This window comes from Acetobacter malorum (assembly GCF_001580615.1).
In the GTDB taxonomy this organism is placed as follows: Bacteria; Pseudomonadota; Alphaproteobacteria; order Acetobacterales; family Acetobacteraceae; genus Acetobacter; species Acetobacter malorum.
The window spans coordinates 184,514-201,740 of the sequence record NZ_LHZC01000056.1 but is presented as its reverse complement, the minus strand read 5'-3'; the positions used below and the strand labels follow the sequence as shown (position 1 = coordinate 201,740).

The window sequence follows — 17,227 nt, the reverse complement described above, 5'->3', positions numbered from 1 at the left end:
CTGCGGTGTTTCTGGGTGGCGGCTAGTGTGCCAACCCGGGAGCATCTTTAATTCTGGGGGAAGCAATGCGCGCGTGTGATATGGCAAATAGACCGTTCCGGGTCTGTCTGGTGGTAGCTCTTGTGAGTCTGGCGGCAGGTGCCAGTCAGCCGCGCCAGGCAGAGGCTCAGGCTTCTCATACGGAGGATGCCCATGCGACATCGGCTTATACCGCGCGGGAAGTGATGATTCCGATGCGTGATGGGGCGCATCTGCAAACGGTTATTGTCACTCCCAAAGGTCAGACCGGGCCGCTTCCAATTTTGCTGACCCGCACACCCTACGGCATCCCCGACCAGACCGTGATCGACACCGAAGCCTCGAAAGATATTTCCAGCGCATTGCCCAGCTGGAAAGCCTTTCAGAAAGATGGCTACATCATGGTTTATCAGAATTTACGCGGCCGGTTTAAATCCGAAGGTCAGTTTCTGAAAACAGCCCGCTTCGACGCAAACGATCCGATGCAGGCGAACGAAGTCAATGATGCATGGGATACGATCGACTGGCTGGTCAAAAACGTTCCGAACAATAATGGTCGCGTAGGAATGTATGGCGTATCCTATGCGGGAATGACGTCAGGCATCACATTGCTGCATCCGCATCCTGCGCTTAAGGCGATCAGCGAGCAGGCGGCGCCTGCGGATCAGTGGATGAATGATGACAATCATCATTACGGGGCACTTCGGGAAAGCTATACGTTCGAATATTGCGTCCTTGAGCAGGCGGACAAGAATAAAAATACGAATTATAATTTCGACACGCATGATGTTTACGACTGGTATCTTCGGGTTGGTTCTGTTCGCAATACGGACAAACTCTATACACATGGAAAGCTCAGCTACTGGAACGCAAATCTGGATCATCCGGATTATGATGCGTTTTGGCAGGAAGAGGCGTGGTATAAGAAGATAACAGGCTCAACGGTTCCCAACCTCAACGTTGCGGGCTTCTGGGATCAGGAAGATCCGATGGGACCATGGGACATTTTTTACAAATCTCAGGCTCACGATCCGAATGACACCAACTTCATCGTGGCAGGACCGTGGTTCCATGGCGGCTGGCAGAGGACTGACGGGGCATCGATAGGGCCGATGCTGTTGGGTGGACACAAGACCAGCAAGGAGTTTCAGGACGAGACAGAAGCTCCGTTTTTTGCTTACTATCTGCATGATAAAGGCGAAAAGCCACACTGGAAAGCCAGAATTTTTGAAACAGGATCAAATACATGGCAGACTTACCCGACATGGCCGGATAAGCATGTCACGCCGCAGAGCATCTATTTGCATTCGGATGGGACGTTGTCATTTACCGCACCTAAGAAGAATGATGCGCCTTACCGACAGTACATCTCGGACCCGGCCAATCCGGTTCCTTACCGCCCCCGCCCGATTTCGCCGACCTTTCCTGTTAGAGAATGGCGGACATGGGAGACCATGGATCAGCGGTTTGTCGATCATCGGCCAGACGTGCTGACCTTCACAAGTACGCCGTTGGATCAGGATTTGCGAATTGCGGGACCGGTTCAGGCTCATCTTTTCGCGTCGACATCGGGACAGGATTCGGATTTCATCATTAAGCTCATCGATGTGTTCCCGGAAAAGGGGCAGAAAAGCATATATTCGAACGATGAGGGCGCATCTTGGGCGCAGTCGCTGGACGGCTATCAATTTCCCATTGCAATGGAGGTCAGGCGGGGGCGTTATCTCCGCAGCTTTAGCTATCCCACGCCGCTTGTGCCTGGTAAAGTGACGGAGTGGCCGATTTCTCTAAGGGACCATGATCATGTCTTTCTCAAAGGGCATAGAGTGATGGTGCAGATCCAATCAACATGGTTTCCGCTGATTGATCGCAATCCCCAGACGTGGGTTACGAGTATTCCCGATGCCAAAACGGCCGACTTCAGGGCTGCGCAACAGCGGATATACACCACGTCACAAGCGCCCTCTCATATCACGCTCCCTGTCTTGCAATAGACACGACCATAACAGCGTTATCATGTTCCGTTTTCGAAATGATATGGTATGATGAGGGAGTGTGAGTTCTGATTGCGCTGCCTGTGCAGACGCTGCGTATGGATGCGTGATGATGGACATCAAATGGCTTGAAGATTTTCTTGCTCTGGCGCGCCTGCAAAGCTTTTCGAAAGCGGCTGAAGAAAGGAACGTAACGCAATCCGCATTTAGTCGCCGGATACAGGCGCTCGAATTATGGGTTGGGGTGGCGTTGATTGATCGCACCCGTTATCCGGCCTCGCTTACAGCAGAAGGCATGCTGTTTCGTGAAACCGCTAAAGAAACGATCAGGCTTCTGAATGCGGGAAAAAACAATCTGCAACGACAGCCGGATGATAGAATTCCGCCTGTATCAGTGGCGGCTCTCCATACAATTGCGATCACATTTTTCCCGCTCTGGCTTCAGAAAACCGAAGACGCTGTAGGCCCCTTGTACTCGCGCTTATTGTCGGACGATTTTTACAATTGTATTTCCGCTCTTTCTGAAGGTGAGTATGATTTCCTGCTTTGCTTCTATAATGAAGGCATGGAAATACCTCTGGATGATAATTCCTATATTTATAAAATTGTTGGATCCGACTCTTTTGTTCCTGTGATTCTCAAAGAAATCTATAAAGATAATGATACGGTTTACCCACTTCTATCATATAGCGAGAATTCTCTGTTAGGGCAGTTGAGCCATTCTGCCAGATCAAAAACGCTTCATGTTCTCACTGAAGAACGGCACCTTAATGAAAGTGCAATGGCGGAGGCCCTTAAACATATGGTTTTTGCAGGTCATGGGGTGGCGTGGTTACCCAAGAGTCTTGTCTCGCAGGAATTGCAACAAGGTTTGGTTATAGCTGTAGGCGAGGAGCTACCGCTGGAGCTCAGACTGTACCGGAAAGTGGGACGCAGAAGCGCCTTGACTGAAAAAATCTGGCTTTCGCAAAGTGTTCCGGAATACCATGACGCAGCCTTGTGCTGATTGTGAACAGAAGCATGATCGTGGCGACGCGGCGTAAGGCGTGTTCCATGCTCACCTCAATGACTGTTGTGCTGTATCCCTAATCAACAGCAGACTTTCCATCTCCCGGGAGCTTTATCCAGATCAGGTCGAAACGCCTCAAAATCCACAGTCCGGGAAAACGTTTTGAGTTGCTGGAAGGGAAACGCAGCGTAACGCTCAAAACCAAGAGGCTTTTCGACCTTTCTATCTGACGTAATCTAGGGGATAGACACCTGTCTGTTAGGTGCCCGGCTACAGGACGTGTTGTTGCCTCTTGGAACTATTATTCAAAACGGTTTATACGGCAGGAACTTGCCTGAAATCCGGACATTGACCCTGTCACCCGCGGGGTCGGGCTCACGTTCGATATGCATACGGAAATCAATGGCGCTCATAATGCCATCGCCGAACTCTTCATGGATGAGTTCTTTTATGGCCGGACCATAAACACTGACGATTTCGTACCACCGATAGATGAGGGGGTCGGATGGTGCGCCGCCCTCTAGAGTTCCTTTGGTGGGAATGGTACACAGCCACGGCTGCGCACCAGCATGCAGCCCGAGCAGGGCAATAAGGGCCTGTGCTTCCTGCGGCTGAAAAGCCATCTGCCCCAGACAGGCAGCGGTGGTCCATTCCTTACTACGGCCGACAACAGCGGCAATTTCTGCCCAGCTCACACCTTTTTCCACCCGGGCTGTCACAAGTGCTCGTGTAACGTCTGCGCGTGATTCATACATGGGTCTGTTCCTTTGTCTTAATGGCTGGTCTGCGAGGCAAGTGCGGAGCGGCGCACCAGAAAATCCACCAGATGGTTTCGAAGGTCATAAAAACCCGGCTGATGGTGGATGGATGTCCGGACCCGGTTGCGGGGAAGGGGATTCTCCACGATTTCCGCAATATGGGCTTGCGGGCCGTTGCTCATGAGTATCAACCGGTCAGCAAGCAGAATGGCCTCGTCCACGTCATGAGTGATCATGAACACGGTCTGGCCCGTTTTTGCGCAGATCCGTAGCAGCTCTTCCTGAATCACCCCGCGGGTCAGGGCGTCCAGCGCGCCGAAGGGTTCGTCCATGAGCAGCATGTCTGGTGTGGTGGAAAAGGCGCGGGCTATGCCTACCCGTTGCCGCATGCCGCCAGACAGTTCGGACGGGCGTTTGTGTTGCGCGTCCTGCAGGTTGACCATGGTGAGGTAGTGCAGGACCTTCTGGGTCACGTCGGCTTTGTTCATACCCGGGTAACGTGCCCGCACCGCCAGGGCGACATTCTGGGCAACTGTGAGCCAGGGCATAAGCGCATGGCCCTGAAAAACAACGCCTCGTTCCAGTCCGGGCTGGGTAACATGGTGGCCGTTCATGCTGACATGGCCTGTGGTCGGGTGTTCAAGCCCTGCCAGAATATTCAGGATGGTGCTTTTACCGCATCCTGAATGGCCGATCATGCAGACGAATTCACCACGGTTGATAGTGAAGGAGATATCGGAGAAAATGGCCGGAGCGTTGGCGCCATATCGCTTTTCCAGATGCTGCACATGCATAAGCGGCGTTATGCCTCCTGTATCATTCTGCATAGCCAACACTCCGTTGGAGGGCGCTGAACGCGGTATCTAAAATCATGCCTGTTATCCCGATCAGCAACACTGCCAGAATAACATTTGAGATGGACAGATTGTTCCACTGGTTCCAGACAAAATAGCCAATGCCGGAACTCCCCACCAGCATTTCTGCGGCAACAATGGCCAGCCAGGCAATGCCCATTCCAACCCGCATGCCCGTTATAATTGTGGGGGCAGCTGCCGGAAGGATGACAAGCCACATGCGCCGCGCCCAGCCCAGTTCCAGCGTGCTGGCAACGTCCAGCCATTCCCGACGGACTCTGGCAACCCCGAAGGACGTGTTAAGCAGAACTGGCCAGAGCGAGCAGATAAAGATGACAAAAATACCGCATTCTTCTGCATTTTGTATGGTGTAGAGGGCGATGGGCATCCATGCGAGGGGCGAGATTGGGCGCAGGACCTGAATAAAAGGGTTAAGCGCGCGTGCGAGTAGAGGTATTTGCCCCATAAGCAGGCCCAGCGGCACGGCAACAGCCACAGCGAGCCCGTAACCGATAAAGACCCGCAGCAGGGAGGCGCCCAGTTGCCAGCCAATACCCCGGTCATTGGGGCCGCTGTTATGGAAAGGCGCCTGAAGCTGCTGCCATGCATCATGGCCAAACTGGCTAGGGGAGGGGAAACCGTGGCTGGCCGGGGTGGCTGAGGACATTCCCATAAGCTGCGCGTATTCCGCATTCTCCCCTTTTATGACCTCTGCCGGGGGAGCAGAGGGCAGGGTCAGCACCTGCCATGCCAGCAGCAGGGCTCCGGCCAGAACGAAACTGAGCAGAGTGCCTTTGAGTTTTTCCTGTCTGCCGCCCATCACCTCTTCCCGTTTTCTGCAAACGTGGCGGCCGGGTCAAACGGCGTGCCCAGAACCTGGATGGGTGGGTAATCACTGGCATAAGGTGGGGTCAGGTCGGGCAGGGCCAGTGCAGCAGCCTGCTTGCGCACATCTCTGAGCATGAACACCTCTTCTGCAACCCTGCGCTCATCAACGGGTGTATTGAGGTAGCCCCAGCGTTTCATCTGCTCGATCATCCATATGGCGGGCGAATAATAAGGAAAGGGGCTGAAGGCGGAGCGTGACGGCTCGTTGCGGACTGCGCCCAGCCCATCGGCGTAGTGGCCCGTCAGGCCCTGACGGATGACAATCTCGGGTTGGTTGAGGTATTCAGCTCTGGAAAGAATGGCAGCGGCTTCCTGCCGGTTTTCAGCCTGCTGCATATAGGCGGCGGCCCGGATCATGGCGCGTTGCACCGCACCATAGGTGTTAGGATGTACACGGATAAAGGTTTCCGTCATGCCCAGTGCGCAGCAGGGGTGGCCGTCCCAGATTTGGGAGGTAAGGATCTGCAAAAATCCTGCCTGTTCCGTCACTGCGCGCTGGTTGAACGGGTCTGGGCCTAGAAAGCCGTCAATATTGCCAGCCTTCAGGTTCGCTACCATCTCTGGCGGCGCGGTGACGCGCAGGGTTACGTCCTGATCCGGGTTGAGGCCGTAATGTGCCAGATAGGCCCGCAGCAGAAAATTGTGCATGGAAAATTCAAAGGGAATGGCAAATGTCATGCCTTTCCAGCTACGCGGGTCCCGCCGGTTTTGGTGCTTGAGGGCAAGGGTAATGGCCTGCCCGTTGGTATTTTGCATCGTCACCGCCCGCACAGGTGTAGGCGCATGCCCTGCGCCCAGTGAGAGGGCCAGCGGCATGGGAGAAAGCAGGTGCGAGGCGTCAAAATTGCCGTTCAGCAGATTGTCCCGGATAAGAGCCCATCCGGCGGTTTTTTGTAACTCTACCGTAAGCCCTTCGTCATGAAAAAACCCTTTGGCGTGCGCCATGATCAGTGGCGCTGCGCAACTGATTGGAACAAAGCCGATTTTGAGAGTCGTTTTTTCAGGTGTAGCCGAGGGTGTGGCGGCAAAAGCCGGACCCACGGCACCAGTCAGGGCTGCGGCAAGGGAGGTGCCCAGCAGCCCTCTACGCGACAGGGACAGACCATGCATGCCGCCGCATGAGCAAATGGAGGCCGAGGAGGCATCATCGCATGCCAGAGTGGAGGGGCGCGATGTGTATAAGCCCGAAATAAAATGTCTTATCATATCATCAGACCTCCAGAGTTGCGGTAACGGTACCATCGTGGCGTTGCTGCATGACCAGCCGCTCCGGTGTGTTGTGTATGGTGTGCCAGACTAATGCAGGGTCGGGCTGGCCGCGCAGTTCCAGCGGCAGGCTACGGTTTTTCAGGCGTATGGCGGGCGGGCTGTGGTGGTAGCCTTCATAGGGCAGGCCCAGAACGGCATGAGCAATGGCGTCGGCCTGGGGGGCAATAGGGCCAATATAGCGGCAGGGTTGCCCATCCAGACTGATGCAGTCGCCAAGGGCATAGATGGCGGGGTTGCTGGTTTGCAGCGTCTGCGCGTTCACCGCAATGCCTTGGTCCGTCTGTAACCCGGCCATGTGCGCCAGCCTCAGGTCGGTTTGGAGGCCAATGGCGGCAATAACGTAATCGGCGGTTAGTGCCTCTCCCGTCTCAAGCTGGACCATAGTGCCGTGTTCCGTTCGCTTGACGGAGGATACTATGGCTTCCGGAATAAGCGCTACACCGCAGCTCCTTAACTGCTGTTGCAGCCGCGCACCTGCCTGTGCGGGTAGCAGCGAGGCAAGCGGGTATTTGCCTCGGTATACCAGTGTAACGGAGTGGCCTGCCCGTGCCGCATCTTCCGCCAGTTCGCACCCGACAAGCCCGGCACCCACAATAACAATCCTGCGTGCGTTCTGGCCGAGCTGTGTGCGTAGCGCGGCCCATGCGGCCAGCGTGTTTATCCGCCAGACCAGGCTGGCGGGAAAGGCGGGGTGCTCAACAGGGCACGCCCCCTGAGCCAGAATAAGCTTGCTGTAGGGTAGGGTGCCGCGTGTGGTGCGCAAACGCTGTGCGTGCGGGTCTATGCCCACGGCAACGGTTTGCGGCAGTAGGGTTACATGCAGGCGTTGCGCGGCGTCCTGCCCGGTCTCCTGCCGCAGGCCTGTGGCATCCAGCCCACGAGAGAGAGCAACGGACAGTTCGGGTTTGGCGTACACATCTGCTGTGCAGGCTGAAACCAGCGTAATAGGGACAAGTGGGTCCAGCGCCCGCAGCCTGCGGGCGACACTCCAGCCTGCCGCGCCACCTCCTACAATCACAATGGCAGTGCTTGTCGCCCCTGTATTCCTTACGCTGGCGGGGCGGACGTTCTGGTCTGGTGAGGCTAGGGTAGGGGGCTGTTGGGGAAGGGGCTCAAAGTCAGCTTTTCCTACCCCGCATAAGGGGCAGTACCAGTCATCGGGAATATCTTCAAAGCGTGTACCGGGTGGCAGACCGCTATCCGGGTCCCCCTTGCTTTCATCATAGATCCAGCCGCAAACCTTGCAGATATATAATGTGACAGAGGTAGGGTAGGCTGGTGCGTTCATACGGGCATTTCCTCTTGGGAAAGGCGATCCATCTCATAACGCAGGTGTTTGATGGCGGGTGTGACAATGGCCATAAACTGGGCCTCGCGCACGCGCCGTTGTGGTGCCGCGCTGCTCAGATAGCCACGCGCCCCTTGGTGCAGCAGTGCGGACTGCGTTGCGCGCAGGGCCAGTTCGGCCCCGTGGGCGCGTATATCCAGCACATCCAGCATGTAGCCTTTGTCTTGGGGTGCCGGGTTACGCGCCAGAAATATAAGGCGCTCTTCAAGAGTTTTTAATTCAGAAGCCAGCGTATCGGGGCGATCATGCAGATACTGGTTAACGTGGCCCAGCGGTCCTTCGACCTCCTCCATGCTGTCGATCGCGCCCTGAATGATGCCAGCAGCCATACCGCATTGCAAAAGCAGGAATGGGACTTTGATCTGTTTCAGCAGCGGTGCTGCGGGGGAGGCAATAACATCCTGCTCGGGCACAAAGTGAGCCTGTAAGCGTATGCCCCAGGTGCTGGTGCCTTCCATGCCCGAAAAATGCGGGCATTTGAAAAGGAGTTCCGGCTTATCCAGCCGGAGCAGGAACAGGACCTGCTCAGTTCGGTCCTCTCCCAGACTGGCAACAGCGCCGCAATACTGCCCCTGCGCAATATGGCTGACCCATGGCAAGGTGCCGTCGACCAGATAGCCCCCTGCAACACGGGTTGCATGCAGGGCCATTTTTTCTATTCCGGCCTGCGCCTTTATGGGGTTGGAAAGCGCTGTCCCCCCAAAACGCGCACCCTTGAGGTGCAGGGCCAGCAGGTCCGTATTCAGGCTGGCATCAGGGGCGGCTGCCAGATAAAGGGCGCACGCCATGTGGCACCAAACCAGAAAGCCGGTAGAGCCGCACCAGCGCGACACTGCGGACACCCCGCGCACAGCCTGCACCAGATCGGGGTTGTCCTTGCTGGCTAGGGGGGAAAACAGCCCCGCCTGCGCCAGTTCCTCCAGCACGTCGAGCGGGTAGTAGCCTTCCTGATCTATAGTGCTGGCAAGGCTGCTCAGACGGGTTTGGGCAATCTGTTCGATCCTGCTGGACACATCATCACAGCCGTTGTTCCCGGTCGTGGACGCGGCTTCTGGGGGGAGGTCGGACATCGGGTGTGAGATGTGTGGCAGCATCATGCAATCAGTCCGCGAGAGTGACAGTCAGGGGCACCGGATTGCGCAGGGTGTTGGCAACGGGCGAGAAATAATTGGCGTGTTCAACAATCTCGTTCAGAACCTCGCGCGGGGCGTCACCTTCTACGTTGACGCGGACCCGCACCTGCCGGAACCCCATCTCCTCCGGGCGGCGTTCGGCTCCGCCGGCCCCCCAGGCAGCCGTATTGCCGATATCCCCCTCCAGCCAGAGTTCCAGTTTGCTCAGCCTGACCTGCCGGTAGGTGGCCACGGCGGTAATGCCCACGGCAAGGCAGCCCCCAAGAGCAGACAGAACAATTTCGCCCGGCGCAGGCGCAGTGTTCTGCCCGAACAGGTGGAGCGGCTCATCCACAACCACGGGCTCATGCCCTTCCACATAACTCAGGGTCCGGTACTGGCCATCGGTAATGGTGCGTACTTTGTTGGTGCCCTGACCGTTGGGGTTTGCTTTGCCTTTTTCTGCAAATTTAAGAAGGCCATCCCGGTCGATCGGGCGGAGGTAGGTGGTGACTTTGGTGGCTTCAGACATGAAGAAACTCCCTAAACAACTATTTATTGTGGTAATATCATTCCGAATCGTTATTTATGGGTATACCGGTCTGTCTACCTCGTCAATAAAATAACTCTATGGTAAAAAACCGCCATGACTGAACCCGCCCCTATGCTCCACCCGACCTACGCACCCGACGCGGAACCAGACGAACAGGTAAGTGATGCGGGGGAGGCGCTGATTACAGCGGCCATCTGGCTGTTCTGCCGTAATGGCATCCGAAATACCGGGATAGAGAAGATCATCTCGCGGGCCGGGGTTTCAAAAATGACGTTATACAACCGCTTTGCCACCAAGGACGGACTGGTTTCTGCTGCACTCGAAAAGGAGGCCGAGCAGTGGCGGGAATGGTTTTTTGCCTCGGTCAACGCGCCTACGCCAGATCCACGTTATGGGCGGCTTCTGTTCATTTTTGATGCGCTGTTCGTCTGGTTTGAACGGAAAGACTATTTTGGCTGTCTGGTCATGAAAGCCGCTATAGAATTTGATGACCAGTCTGCTGAAATCAGACGTATTTTTAAAACTCACAAACAGAAAATGGACGACTATCTGATCCATTTGTGTGAAGAGGCGGGGTTTGAAGCCCCCATACGCCTTACTTCCATGCTGACCACTATTATTGATGGGTGTATTGTTAAAGCGCTGGTCAGTCGGAATCCCAATGTTGCCCTTGAGGCAAAGGATATTTGTAAATCGATTTTGAATTCCGAAATGAAAGGCCTTTTAACAGAATGAGAGTGGGCGCTTTATTTATGGTCAATGATTTGGCATGTCGCATCCGGAGCGTCAGGCGTGCTGGATATTGAAATTCATAAAAGCAAAGACGCAGGATGACAGAGTGGTCTTTTTTACGGATCTCGCCATCCTGTTCTTTCGATACGCTCGAGTTTCTTAAGCTCTGTATGAAGATTTTACCTGCCCCACCGAGGGAGGCTGCTGATCATTAAAAATTAGAATGTGCCGCAATTTTCATTGAAGGGTTTGCCTGCAAAGCGATCTTTGATCCACGCAATTTGATCCTGCGTAGAATTGATCATGGTCGGGTCATGATCAAGGCCGGGATAAAGATGGAAAAAGAGTTTAATACCGTTTCTACAGGCTTTATGCGCTGTTTTCCTGACGCCGCCCGGAGGAACAGAAACATCTCCGCCGCCGGTAAGGACCATCAATGGTCCTTTGACGGGTTCATCCCCCATACGGTCTTCTTTCAGCATGGCTTGCACCGCAGGCAATTTGGTCCAGTTGGGCTTCATAATCTGCGAGCTTGTTTTGCCCAGATACGCTGCATAGCCAGTAAACCAGCAGGCTTTTGTCGCAATCAGAGGGTAATGCTCATACCCCTCTTTGGAGAGAACAGTTTTGACGTCAAAGTCCGGATAACGGGCCTTCAGGCCATAGGCCACCATGGGGAAGTAGAAGGGGGCTCCAATCTCTTCGGGTTTGGGGGCAATAAAGTCGAGCATGTCGACTGTGCCGGAAACGGAGACTGTTCCCAGATAATCCGGGTTGTTCATCTGTTGCTCCATTTCCCCCACGCTCCAGGAGGCCATGCCGCCCTGCGAATGACCATCAGCCACCCACTTCTGGCTCAGTAGGCCCGGAAGCGCCTCATGCGCCGCAGCAACGGAGTAAATGACATCGTAGCCCTGAGCGAGCTTGTTCATATATTGATGAGCACCGGGCGTGCCTTCACCATGATAGTCGGTCGCAACGACTGCCAGACCTGCTTTGGGGAATTCAAACAGCCCTTCATCCCCATAGTAGAGATCTTTCATTAATGAAGGAGCGCAGGGCTGGGCGACACCACTGGTGCCATGAGCCCACGCAACCATCGGCCAGCCGCCGGCTGGGGCAGGTCCAGCAGGAAGTAGCACGAAAGCAGATGTGGTGACGTCATGACGTTCAGCATCAAGGGAATGATACAGGATGCGCCATGCCGTCATGCCTGCCGGGATAGCGTAATCTGTTACTTTTTCAGCGCGGATTAGGGCACCGGGCCATGATGGCGTATTGGCGAGGGTGTTATCTGTATAGAAAGGGGTAATCGGCAGAGCCTGATCGGCTTCAAGCTTAAGCCCTTCAGGAATGTTTTTTGGCAGCGCTGTCTGCCCAAAGGCATGCTGTCCTGCGCTGAGCGCCATGATTGTGGCACCTGAGAGCAATGCCATACGTGCAGCTTTCTTCCCGCTGTATCTTTGAGTGTTCGATTTGCGCGCAAGAGGCCACTGTAGGCTTTGAGCCAGCAGAAGGCATGTTTTCGAAAATTTTTCCGGCATTGTAAAAGACATGTTTCACGCCATTTCTGTTTTGATAACGGTATGAAACCATAGAATTTGTAAAAAGGCACCTATGTTTGAAAAAAATCCGGAAGCGGAGGATACGACCTGCTTCCGGACTGTTCTCTCATCGGGCACATCTGGCGGTAACATGCCGCAGACTTTCTGCTTTTTTAAGCAGAGACTATTAATTTACATCTTATAATCGGGCTGTTCTCGGTCAAGTTTGCGTTTTAACGCAGACCAGATCATGCGGCCCTGGTCCGGATCTTCATCAAATTGTTTTTTAGTTCTGAGAATTTTATCTTCGGAAGGCGTGTATAAAGGCACTCCCGTTGCTTGTGCTGCAATTTGAATGCGGCACGCCTGTTCCAGATAATACATGCGGTAAAATGCCCGTGCAACGGTTTCCCCCACAGTCAGCAAACCGTGGTTTTGCAGAATCAGGGCACTATTCGTGCCAAGATCACGCACCAGACGTTCACGTTCGCTTAGATTATCGTCAGCGGCAATGCCCTCATAGGGGTGAAACCCGACTGAGCCGTAAAACTCAATATTGATCTGATTCAAGGGCAGAATGTTGGTATCCTGTGCAGCCACAACCATACCTGGCACAGTATGAGTGTGCATCACGCAGGCGGCATCCGGGCGGCTACGATGCACAGCGGAATGAATGACAAAACCTGCGGGATTAACCGGCCAGGATGTTTCCTGCTTTGGCTGGCCATCCGCATCCACAACGACGAGAGAGCTGGCTGTAATTTCTTCAAACAACAGTCCATATGGATTGACCAGAAACCGATGGTCATCACCCGGCAGACGGACGGAAAGGTGGGTATAAACAAGGTCGGTCATGTTGAAGTGCGCCATCAGCCGGTAGGCTGCGGCTAAATCTTCACGCAGGGCTTGTTCTGTTGAGGAGATATTCGGCATTGTCATCTTCTTTCTTCAGGACACTTCTTTTGTCTTTTTGAAATGACCAAAAGTTGCTGTTCTGCGTGCACCGGCAGGAAGAGCCAATGTGCCAGCTTCTACGCGACGTGCAAGGTATTGATAGGTTTGGAGTGCCTGTGCCCACATATGTTCACCAATAGCAATGGCTTCATATTCCTGGCTGCCGCTGGCAAAGGCTGGTAACGGCCGGATTTGCGTATGGTAGTCACAGGCGTAAAAGAGCGGGAAAGAATAGCGTTCTTCTTTCACACTCCTGACCCGGTGCGCAGTGGCGACGAATGTGCCGGCTGTCATAACCTCCAGCATGTCACCAATATTGACCACAAAGGCTCCCGGAACAGGGGGAGCGTCAATCCATTCTCCGTTGCCGTTCATAACTTCCAGTCCCGGCTGGTCAGCAAGCAGGATGGTAAAGCACTCATAGTCAGTATGCGCCCCGATGCCGGGGGCATCCTGTGCTTCGGCGTCATAAGGATAATGGATCATGCGCAGCTTCGACGGTGGGAAATTGGCGTGATCGTCAAAGTAGTTTTCGGGTAAACCAAGAGTAAGGGCAAAGCCACGGAATAGCGTGCGGCCCAGAGCAAAAACAGCCTTATAGTATGCTTGCGCAGCCTCTTTGAAACCCGGAACAGTGGGCCATTTGTTGGGGCCCAGCAGAGGTGTGCCTGCCTGAACCAGCGGATTGTCAGCGGGGACCTCAAAACCAATATCAAAAGCTTCTTTATGGTCAGGCCGACCACTGCCGTAGACTTCCTCGCCTTCGGGTACAAAGCCCTTATGCGTTTCCGAAGCACCAATATAATAGTCCATCTTCCGCTCAAAAGGCTGCGCGAAAAAGGCCTTGGCTGCATCACGCACGCCTTGAATGACATCTGCCGGAACGTGGTGGCCTGCAATATACAGAAAACCCACGTTGCGGGCCGCGTCCCCAAGGTGTTGAGCGACAGCCATACGGTCCTCTAACGTCTCGCTGTACAGTCCAGCGATATTGACGACAGGAATGGATGTGAAGGTAGCGGTTTCTGTCATAATCATCTGTCCAGTTCAGCTTGCGAAGAGAAGATTTGTTTGAAGTGGGCCTGCTCTGTCTGGCCAATCCATTTATTCAGGTCCCATAGATCGGCTATGGGGGCGTTGGTAAAGGGAAGGGTATGGACGTATCCATCCGGTCCGCATTCTGGCGTGAGGGTGGAGGTGCTGTAACCCCGTTCCTGTTGAGATCGCCAGATTTGTTCCCACACGTTTTGATGGAACTTTCGGGCGGCCGTGTACTCAGGTGCTGCTGGGTGCGGGACTTGTGGCCCCTGATCATACCCGATGCGGGCCTGTATATGATGCACCCTTTTGAAAAAGGCACTGAAGTCATCTTCCGGGTCATTAAGCAGCCGTTCACAGCAGACAACCCAGTGGCTTATATCCAGTGTGAAAAGAATATTGCTTTCCAGATGCGGTAAAACATCCAGCGTAACCCATGGGTTTGCCAGAATTCTGGAACGGTGTGTTTCAAACACACAAAGAATTCCAGCCTCCTGTGCGATGGCGTAGGCTTTGTTTATGAAGTCTGCCTGCTTACTGGCGCCCCAACGGTCATTCCCTCCCAGAACATTAACAAAGCGAGGGGCCATAAGGGCCGCACGATCAAGCGCCTGCTTTAGATCTTCCAGATGCTCTTCTATGCTACACGACTGTTTGGGTATCACGCCACCTCCCGTCATGATGATGCCAATGTAAGGCATATTTTCATCCGTCAGGATTTGAGCGTTCCGGCGTGCGTCTGTGTGGGTGGAGGGAATTCGGCCTTCAAGACCGGTAAAGCCAGCGGCTTTCGCTTCCTCTGCGGCGCATTGCCACGGGCGACTGTCACCCCATAACGTTTTAAACACCTCAAGGCGCATAGAAATTTCCTGGGAAAAAGCTGGGTTCAGATAGGGGATGCTGAACCCAGCGCAGATGGTCAGAAATTATAGTGCAGATCGACACCAACCCACCGAGGTGTTTGCAAATACTGCGCCCGGCTGTTGTCACTCCCTGTGAAGGAATAAACATTGCCGTGTTTGTCGAGCATATTGTCCACATACACTGCTGCCGACCATTTACTGGTTTTAGGAGCGAACTCCATACGCAGACCCATGGAGCCAATTTTGTTGGTCTGACCGTTGGGGTCTCCCAATGCCACAAGCATATTGTCTTTCCATGTGTAACTGGCCTGCAATGTCACACGGTAGCGACTGATATCAACCCCGTACCGTGCAACGGCGCTCCATGAAAAACGGGGAGCAAACGGCAGGGCAGAGTGGGCATTTACATTGGAAAGAAGGGGCAGGCCGCCAATATTGTTCACTGCGGACGTTGCCTGCGCGTCGAGGTAGGCAAAGGATCCTCTGAGATCAAGATTGGGTATCACATCATGTATGGTGGAAGAAACCTCACCACCTCTGGTGCGGGCCCGTGAAATTGTGCCCAGGCTCAGGGACGTGATATTTCCCGGCATTTCCGCAACAAACAGGGTCTGTCTGTTATGATATTCGTAATCAAACAAAGAACCTTCAAGCATCAGCTTGTTTTTGAAAAGGCTTGATTTGACACCGACTTCGTAAGCAATCAGGTTTTCCGGACGGACGTAATCAAGGGCCTGCGATGCTGAGACAGGGGCAGCAAAGTATGTTCCTGCCTTAAACCCGTTAGAAATCGTACCATAAAGGTAGGTGCCGGGTACAACCGTATAACGCAACCCGACGCGGCCCGTGAAACGCTCATAATTATGGCTTGTGTTGAGGTAAGACAGGGTGCCGCCCGGCGTGCCCGTTACAGCGCCGTTCATGTCCCGTGTGCCCCCATGGAACCCACGCTCATCATAAGAGAAGCGCCCGGAAGCGATGAAGTCCAGATTATGGGTAATATTGGTTACGGTGTTGACATACACCCCGGTAGACAGGTTTTGCTGACTGAAATGGTTGGTCATATTTTCTTCGGGCATATCAAACAGGAAGCCACGACTACTGGTATAATCACCATCAATTTTGTCGTAAGATTCGTAAATGCCAACGGTTAAATGGAATATTTTGGCAATATTGGTGCGCAGATGCATATCATGCGACTGTGCCAGATAGGTATCATTCCAGTGATAATCAGAAACCTGGACAGATTCACCATCGTAGTTGTCATAAATATTTCTGCGATACAGATCTATGGCAGTCTGTGACGTGAAAACACCGAAATCAAAAATACGTTCGAAAGACAGGGAGGCACCGCCACCGTTTTCATTACGGCCAACCCGGTTCTGCCCAACATTCACCCTGTTGTAATAGGCATCTGAGCTGACCCCAATGGTGCCAACAGGAAAGCCGTTAACGGCATCAGCCTGGGTGTTCTGAGGGGACATAGGGGTGCCCCGGTCCCGTGTATAATGGATATTTAAAAGTGCTGACGTTTTATCATCAATCTGGAATTTTGTGAGATTCCTGATGGCCAGAATATCCTGCGCACCATAGCGTTTGTTGGTGTTCAGATCATGCTGCCAGCCATCGCCTTTGGTATAGCTAAAGGCCGTTCGGTTTGAAATTTTATCTGTAATGGGAACATTGACGGCAAATTTGCCTGTGCTGGTGTTATAGCTGCTATATCCCCAGTCCAGATAACCGCCAAATTTGTCAGAAGGTTTGACGGATGAAATGTTGACGCTGCCACCTGTTGTGCTGCGGCCCATATCGAAGCCTTGTGGCCCCTTTGCCACGACAACATTTTCAATATCAAGCATCTGCCCATTATAAAGCGCGGCATACGGTGCAAACACGCCATCCAGATAGATACCAATACCGCCCATATTGGTGCCTACGTAGTCATCCAGCCCGACGCCTCGGATCGAGAAAATAGGCGAACTGCCAGAGGTCGCATTCACGGCTGTTACACCCGGGGTATAAGCCGCAATTTCTTTGGGGCTTTCCACATGCAGCTCACGAAGCTCTTTTCCGCTCATGACATTCACTGTGCCAGGCTGGGAATGAAAGTGCGCCGTCCGCGCTTGTGTGACCTGAATATCTTCAGAAGAGGTGCTTCTGCGAGGCGCGCGCACTTTAGACCGAGACGCTGCGGATGCCTTTGAAACAGATCTGTTTTGCGTGGCACTGCTTTTGTAAGTGTGAGGTTGGCTATCAACTTTGGCTGCAAAAGCAGGAAGAGCTGACGTCGTAC

15 protein-coding genes are annotated in these 17,227 nt (G+C 53.8%); 3 read left to right on the top strand and 12 right to left on the bottom strand.

Going from position 1 to position 17,227, the window contains the following annotated elements; all coding sequences use genetic code 11:
• Positions 1-110 precede the first annotated feature (110 nt).
• Positions 111-2,012 carry a CocE/NonD family hydrolase gene (locus AD930_RS15080; protein ID WP_244150619.1) on the top strand — a complete coding sequence of 634 codons (1,902 nt, stop codon included), beginning with the start codon at positions 111-113 and terminating at the stop codon, positions 2,010-2,012.
• Between the two features lie 109 nt (positions 2,013-2,121).
• Positions 2,122-3,018: a LysR family transcriptional regulator gene (locus AD930_RS15075; protein WP_061506885.1), complete on the top strand. Its 897-nt coding sequence runs from the start codon at positions 2,122-2,124 to the stop codon at positions 3,016-3,018.
• Positions 3,019-3,326: 308 nt separating this feature from the next.
• On the opposite strand, the gene cynS is transcribed toward AD930_RS15075, so the two are convergent.
• The 7 genes from cynS to AD930_RS15040 are packed head-to-tail and all read right to left on the bottom strand — an operon-like array spanning position 3,327 to position 9,782.
• Positions 3,327-3,776: a cyanase gene (gene cynS, locus AD930_RS15070; RefSeq protein WP_061506884.1), complete on the bottom strand. Its 450-nt coding sequence runs from the start codon at positions 3,774-3,776 to the stop codon at positions 3,327-3,329.
• Positions 3,777-3,793: 17 nt separating this feature from the next.
• The gene (locus tag AD930_RS15065; RefSeq protein ID WP_061506883.1) at positions 3,794-4,606 is read right to left on the bottom strand and encodes an ABC transporter ATP-binding protein; all 813 of its coding nucleotides are present in this window, start codon (positions 4,604-4,606) and stop codon (positions 3,794-3,796) included.
• Positions 4,596-5,453, bottom strand: a complete 858-nt coding sequence (locus AD930_RS15060; RefSeq protein ID WP_061506882.1) for an ABC transporter permease — start codon at positions 5,451-5,453, stop codon at positions 4,596-4,598. Before AD930_RS15060 ends, AD930_RS15065 begins: the two co-directional genes overlap by 11 nt.
• On the bottom strand, positions 5,453-6,727 hold the full coding sequence (locus AD930_RS15055) for a CmpA/NrtA family ABC transporter substrate-binding protein (RefSeq protein ID WP_156477139.1): 1,275 nt from the start codon (positions 6,725-6,727) through the stop codon (positions 5,453-5,455). Before AD930_RS15055 ends, AD930_RS15060 begins: the two co-directional genes overlap by 1 nt.
• Before the next feature lie 4 nt (positions 6,728-6,731).
• Entirely contained in the window at positions 6,732-8,078 is a 1,347-nt protein-coding gene (locus AD930_RS15050; protein WP_061506881.1) for an FAD-dependent oxidoreductase, read from the bottom strand.
• On the bottom strand, positions 8,075-9,235 hold the full coding sequence (locus tag AD930_RS15045; protein WP_244150618.1) for an acyl-CoA dehydrogenase family protein: 1,161 nt from the start codon (positions 9,233-9,235) through the stop codon (positions 8,075-8,077). The genes AD930_RS15050 and AD930_RS15045 overlap by 4 nt, the downstream gene beginning before the upstream one ends.
• A gap of 4 nt (positions 9,236-9,239) precedes the next feature.
• Entirely contained in the window at positions 9,240-9,782 is a 543-nt protein-coding gene (locus tag AD930_RS15040) for an OsmC family protein (protein WP_061506879.1), read from the bottom strand.
• A gap of 114 nt (positions 9,783-9,896) precedes the next feature.
• Between AD930_RS15040 and AD930_RS15035 the strand changes: the two genes are divergently transcribed.
• Positions 9,897-10,538 carry a TetR/AcrR family transcriptional regulator gene (locus tag AD930_RS15035; RefSeq protein ID WP_061506878.1) on the top strand — a complete coding sequence of 214 codons (642 nt, stop codon included), beginning with the start codon at positions 9,897-9,899 and terminating at the stop codon, positions 10,536-10,538.
• Positions 10,539-10,753: 215 nt separating this feature from the next.
• Here the strand turns inward: AD930_RS15035 and AD930_RS15030 are convergent, their stop codons facing one another.
• The 5 genes from AD930_RS15030 to AD930_RS15010 all read right to left on the bottom strand — a co-directional run bounded on the left by AD930_RS15030 (position 10,754) and on the right by AD930_RS15010 (position 17,108).
• Complete coding sequence (locus AD930_RS15030; RefSeq protein WP_082781945.1) at positions 10,754-11,944, bottom strand: lipase family protein; 1,191 nt, start codon at positions 11,942-11,944, stop codon at positions 10,754-10,756.
• 327 nt (positions 11,945-12,271) lie between these two features.
• The gene (locus AD930_RS15025) at positions 12,272-13,012 is read right to left on the bottom strand and encodes a class II aldolase/adducin family protein (protein WP_043552826.1); all 741 of its coding nucleotides are present in this window, start codon (positions 13,010-13,012) and stop codon (positions 12,272-12,274) included.
• Between the two features lie 15 nt (positions 13,013-13,027).
• On the bottom strand, positions 13,028-14,065 hold the full coding sequence (locus tag AD930_RS15020) for an isopenicillin N synthase family dioxygenase (RefSeq protein ID WP_061506989.1): 1,038 nt from the start codon (positions 14,063-14,065) through the stop codon (positions 13,028-13,030).
• Positions 14,066-14,067: 2 nt separating this feature from the next.
• On the bottom strand, positions 14,068-14,931 hold the full coding sequence (locus AD930_RS15015; protein ID WP_061506876.1) for a sugar phosphate isomerase/epimerase family protein: 864 nt from the start codon (positions 14,929-14,931) through the stop codon (positions 14,068-14,070).
• 59 nt (positions 14,932-14,990) lie between these two features.
• Entirely contained in the window at positions 14,991-17,108 is a 2,118-nt protein-coding gene (locus tag AD930_RS15010; protein WP_061506875.1) for a TonB-dependent receptor, read from the bottom strand.
• Positions 17,109-17,227 lie beyond the last annotated feature (119 nt).

Bases quoted from the DNA above. Each gene is read 5' to 3' on its own strand.
- AD930_RS15020 (WP_061506989.1), bottom strand. From the start codon at position 14,065: ATGACAGAAACCGCTACCTTCACATCCATTCCTGTCGTCAATATCGCT.
- AD930_RS15045 (WP_244150618.1), bottom strand. From the start codon at position 9,235: ATGATGCTGCCACACATCTCACACCCGATGTCCGACCTCCCCCCAGAA.
- AD930_RS15015 (WP_061506876.1), bottom strand. From the start codon at position 14,931: ATGCGCCTTGAGGTGTTTAAAACGTTATGGGGTGACAGTCGCCCGTGG.
- AD930_RS15040 (WP_061506879.1), bottom strand. From the start codon at position 9,782: ATGTCTGAAGCCACCAAAGTCACCACCTACCTCCGCCCGATCGACCGG.
- AD930_RS15075 (WP_061506885.1), top strand. From the start codon at position 2,122: ATGATGGACATCAAATGGCTTGAAGATTTTCTTGCTCTGGCGCGCCTG.
- cynS (WP_061506884.1), bottom strand. From the start codon at position 3,776: ATGTATGAATCACGCGCAGACGTTACACGAGCACTTGTGACAGCCCGG.
- AD930_RS15065 (WP_061506883.1), bottom strand. From the start codon at position 4,606: ATGCAGAATGATACAGGAGGCATAACGCCGCTTATGCATGTGCAGCAT.
- AD930_RS15030 (WP_082781945.1), bottom strand. From the start codon at position 11,944: ATGGCGCTCAGCGCAGGACAGCATGCCTTTGGGCAGACAGCGCTGCCA.
- AD930_RS15055 (WP_156477139.1), bottom strand. From the start codon at position 6,727: ATGATAAGACATTTTATTTCGGGCTTATACACATCGCGCCCCTCCACT.
- AD930_RS15025 (WP_043552826.1), bottom strand. From the start codon at position 13,012: ATGCCGAATATCTCCTCAACAGAACAAGCCCTGCGTGAAGATTTAGCC.
- AD930_RS15060 (WP_061506882.1), bottom strand. From the start codon at position 5,453: ATGGGCGGCAGACAGGAAAAACTCAAAGGCACTCTGCTCAGTTTCGTT.
- AD930_RS15050 (WP_061506881.1), bottom strand. From the start codon at position 8,078: ATGAACGCACCAGCCTACCCTACCTCTGTCACATTATATATCTGCAAG.
- AD930_RS15035 (WP_061506878.1), top strand. From the start codon at position 9,897: ATGACTGAACCCGCCCCTATGCTCCACCCGACCTACGCACCCGACGCG.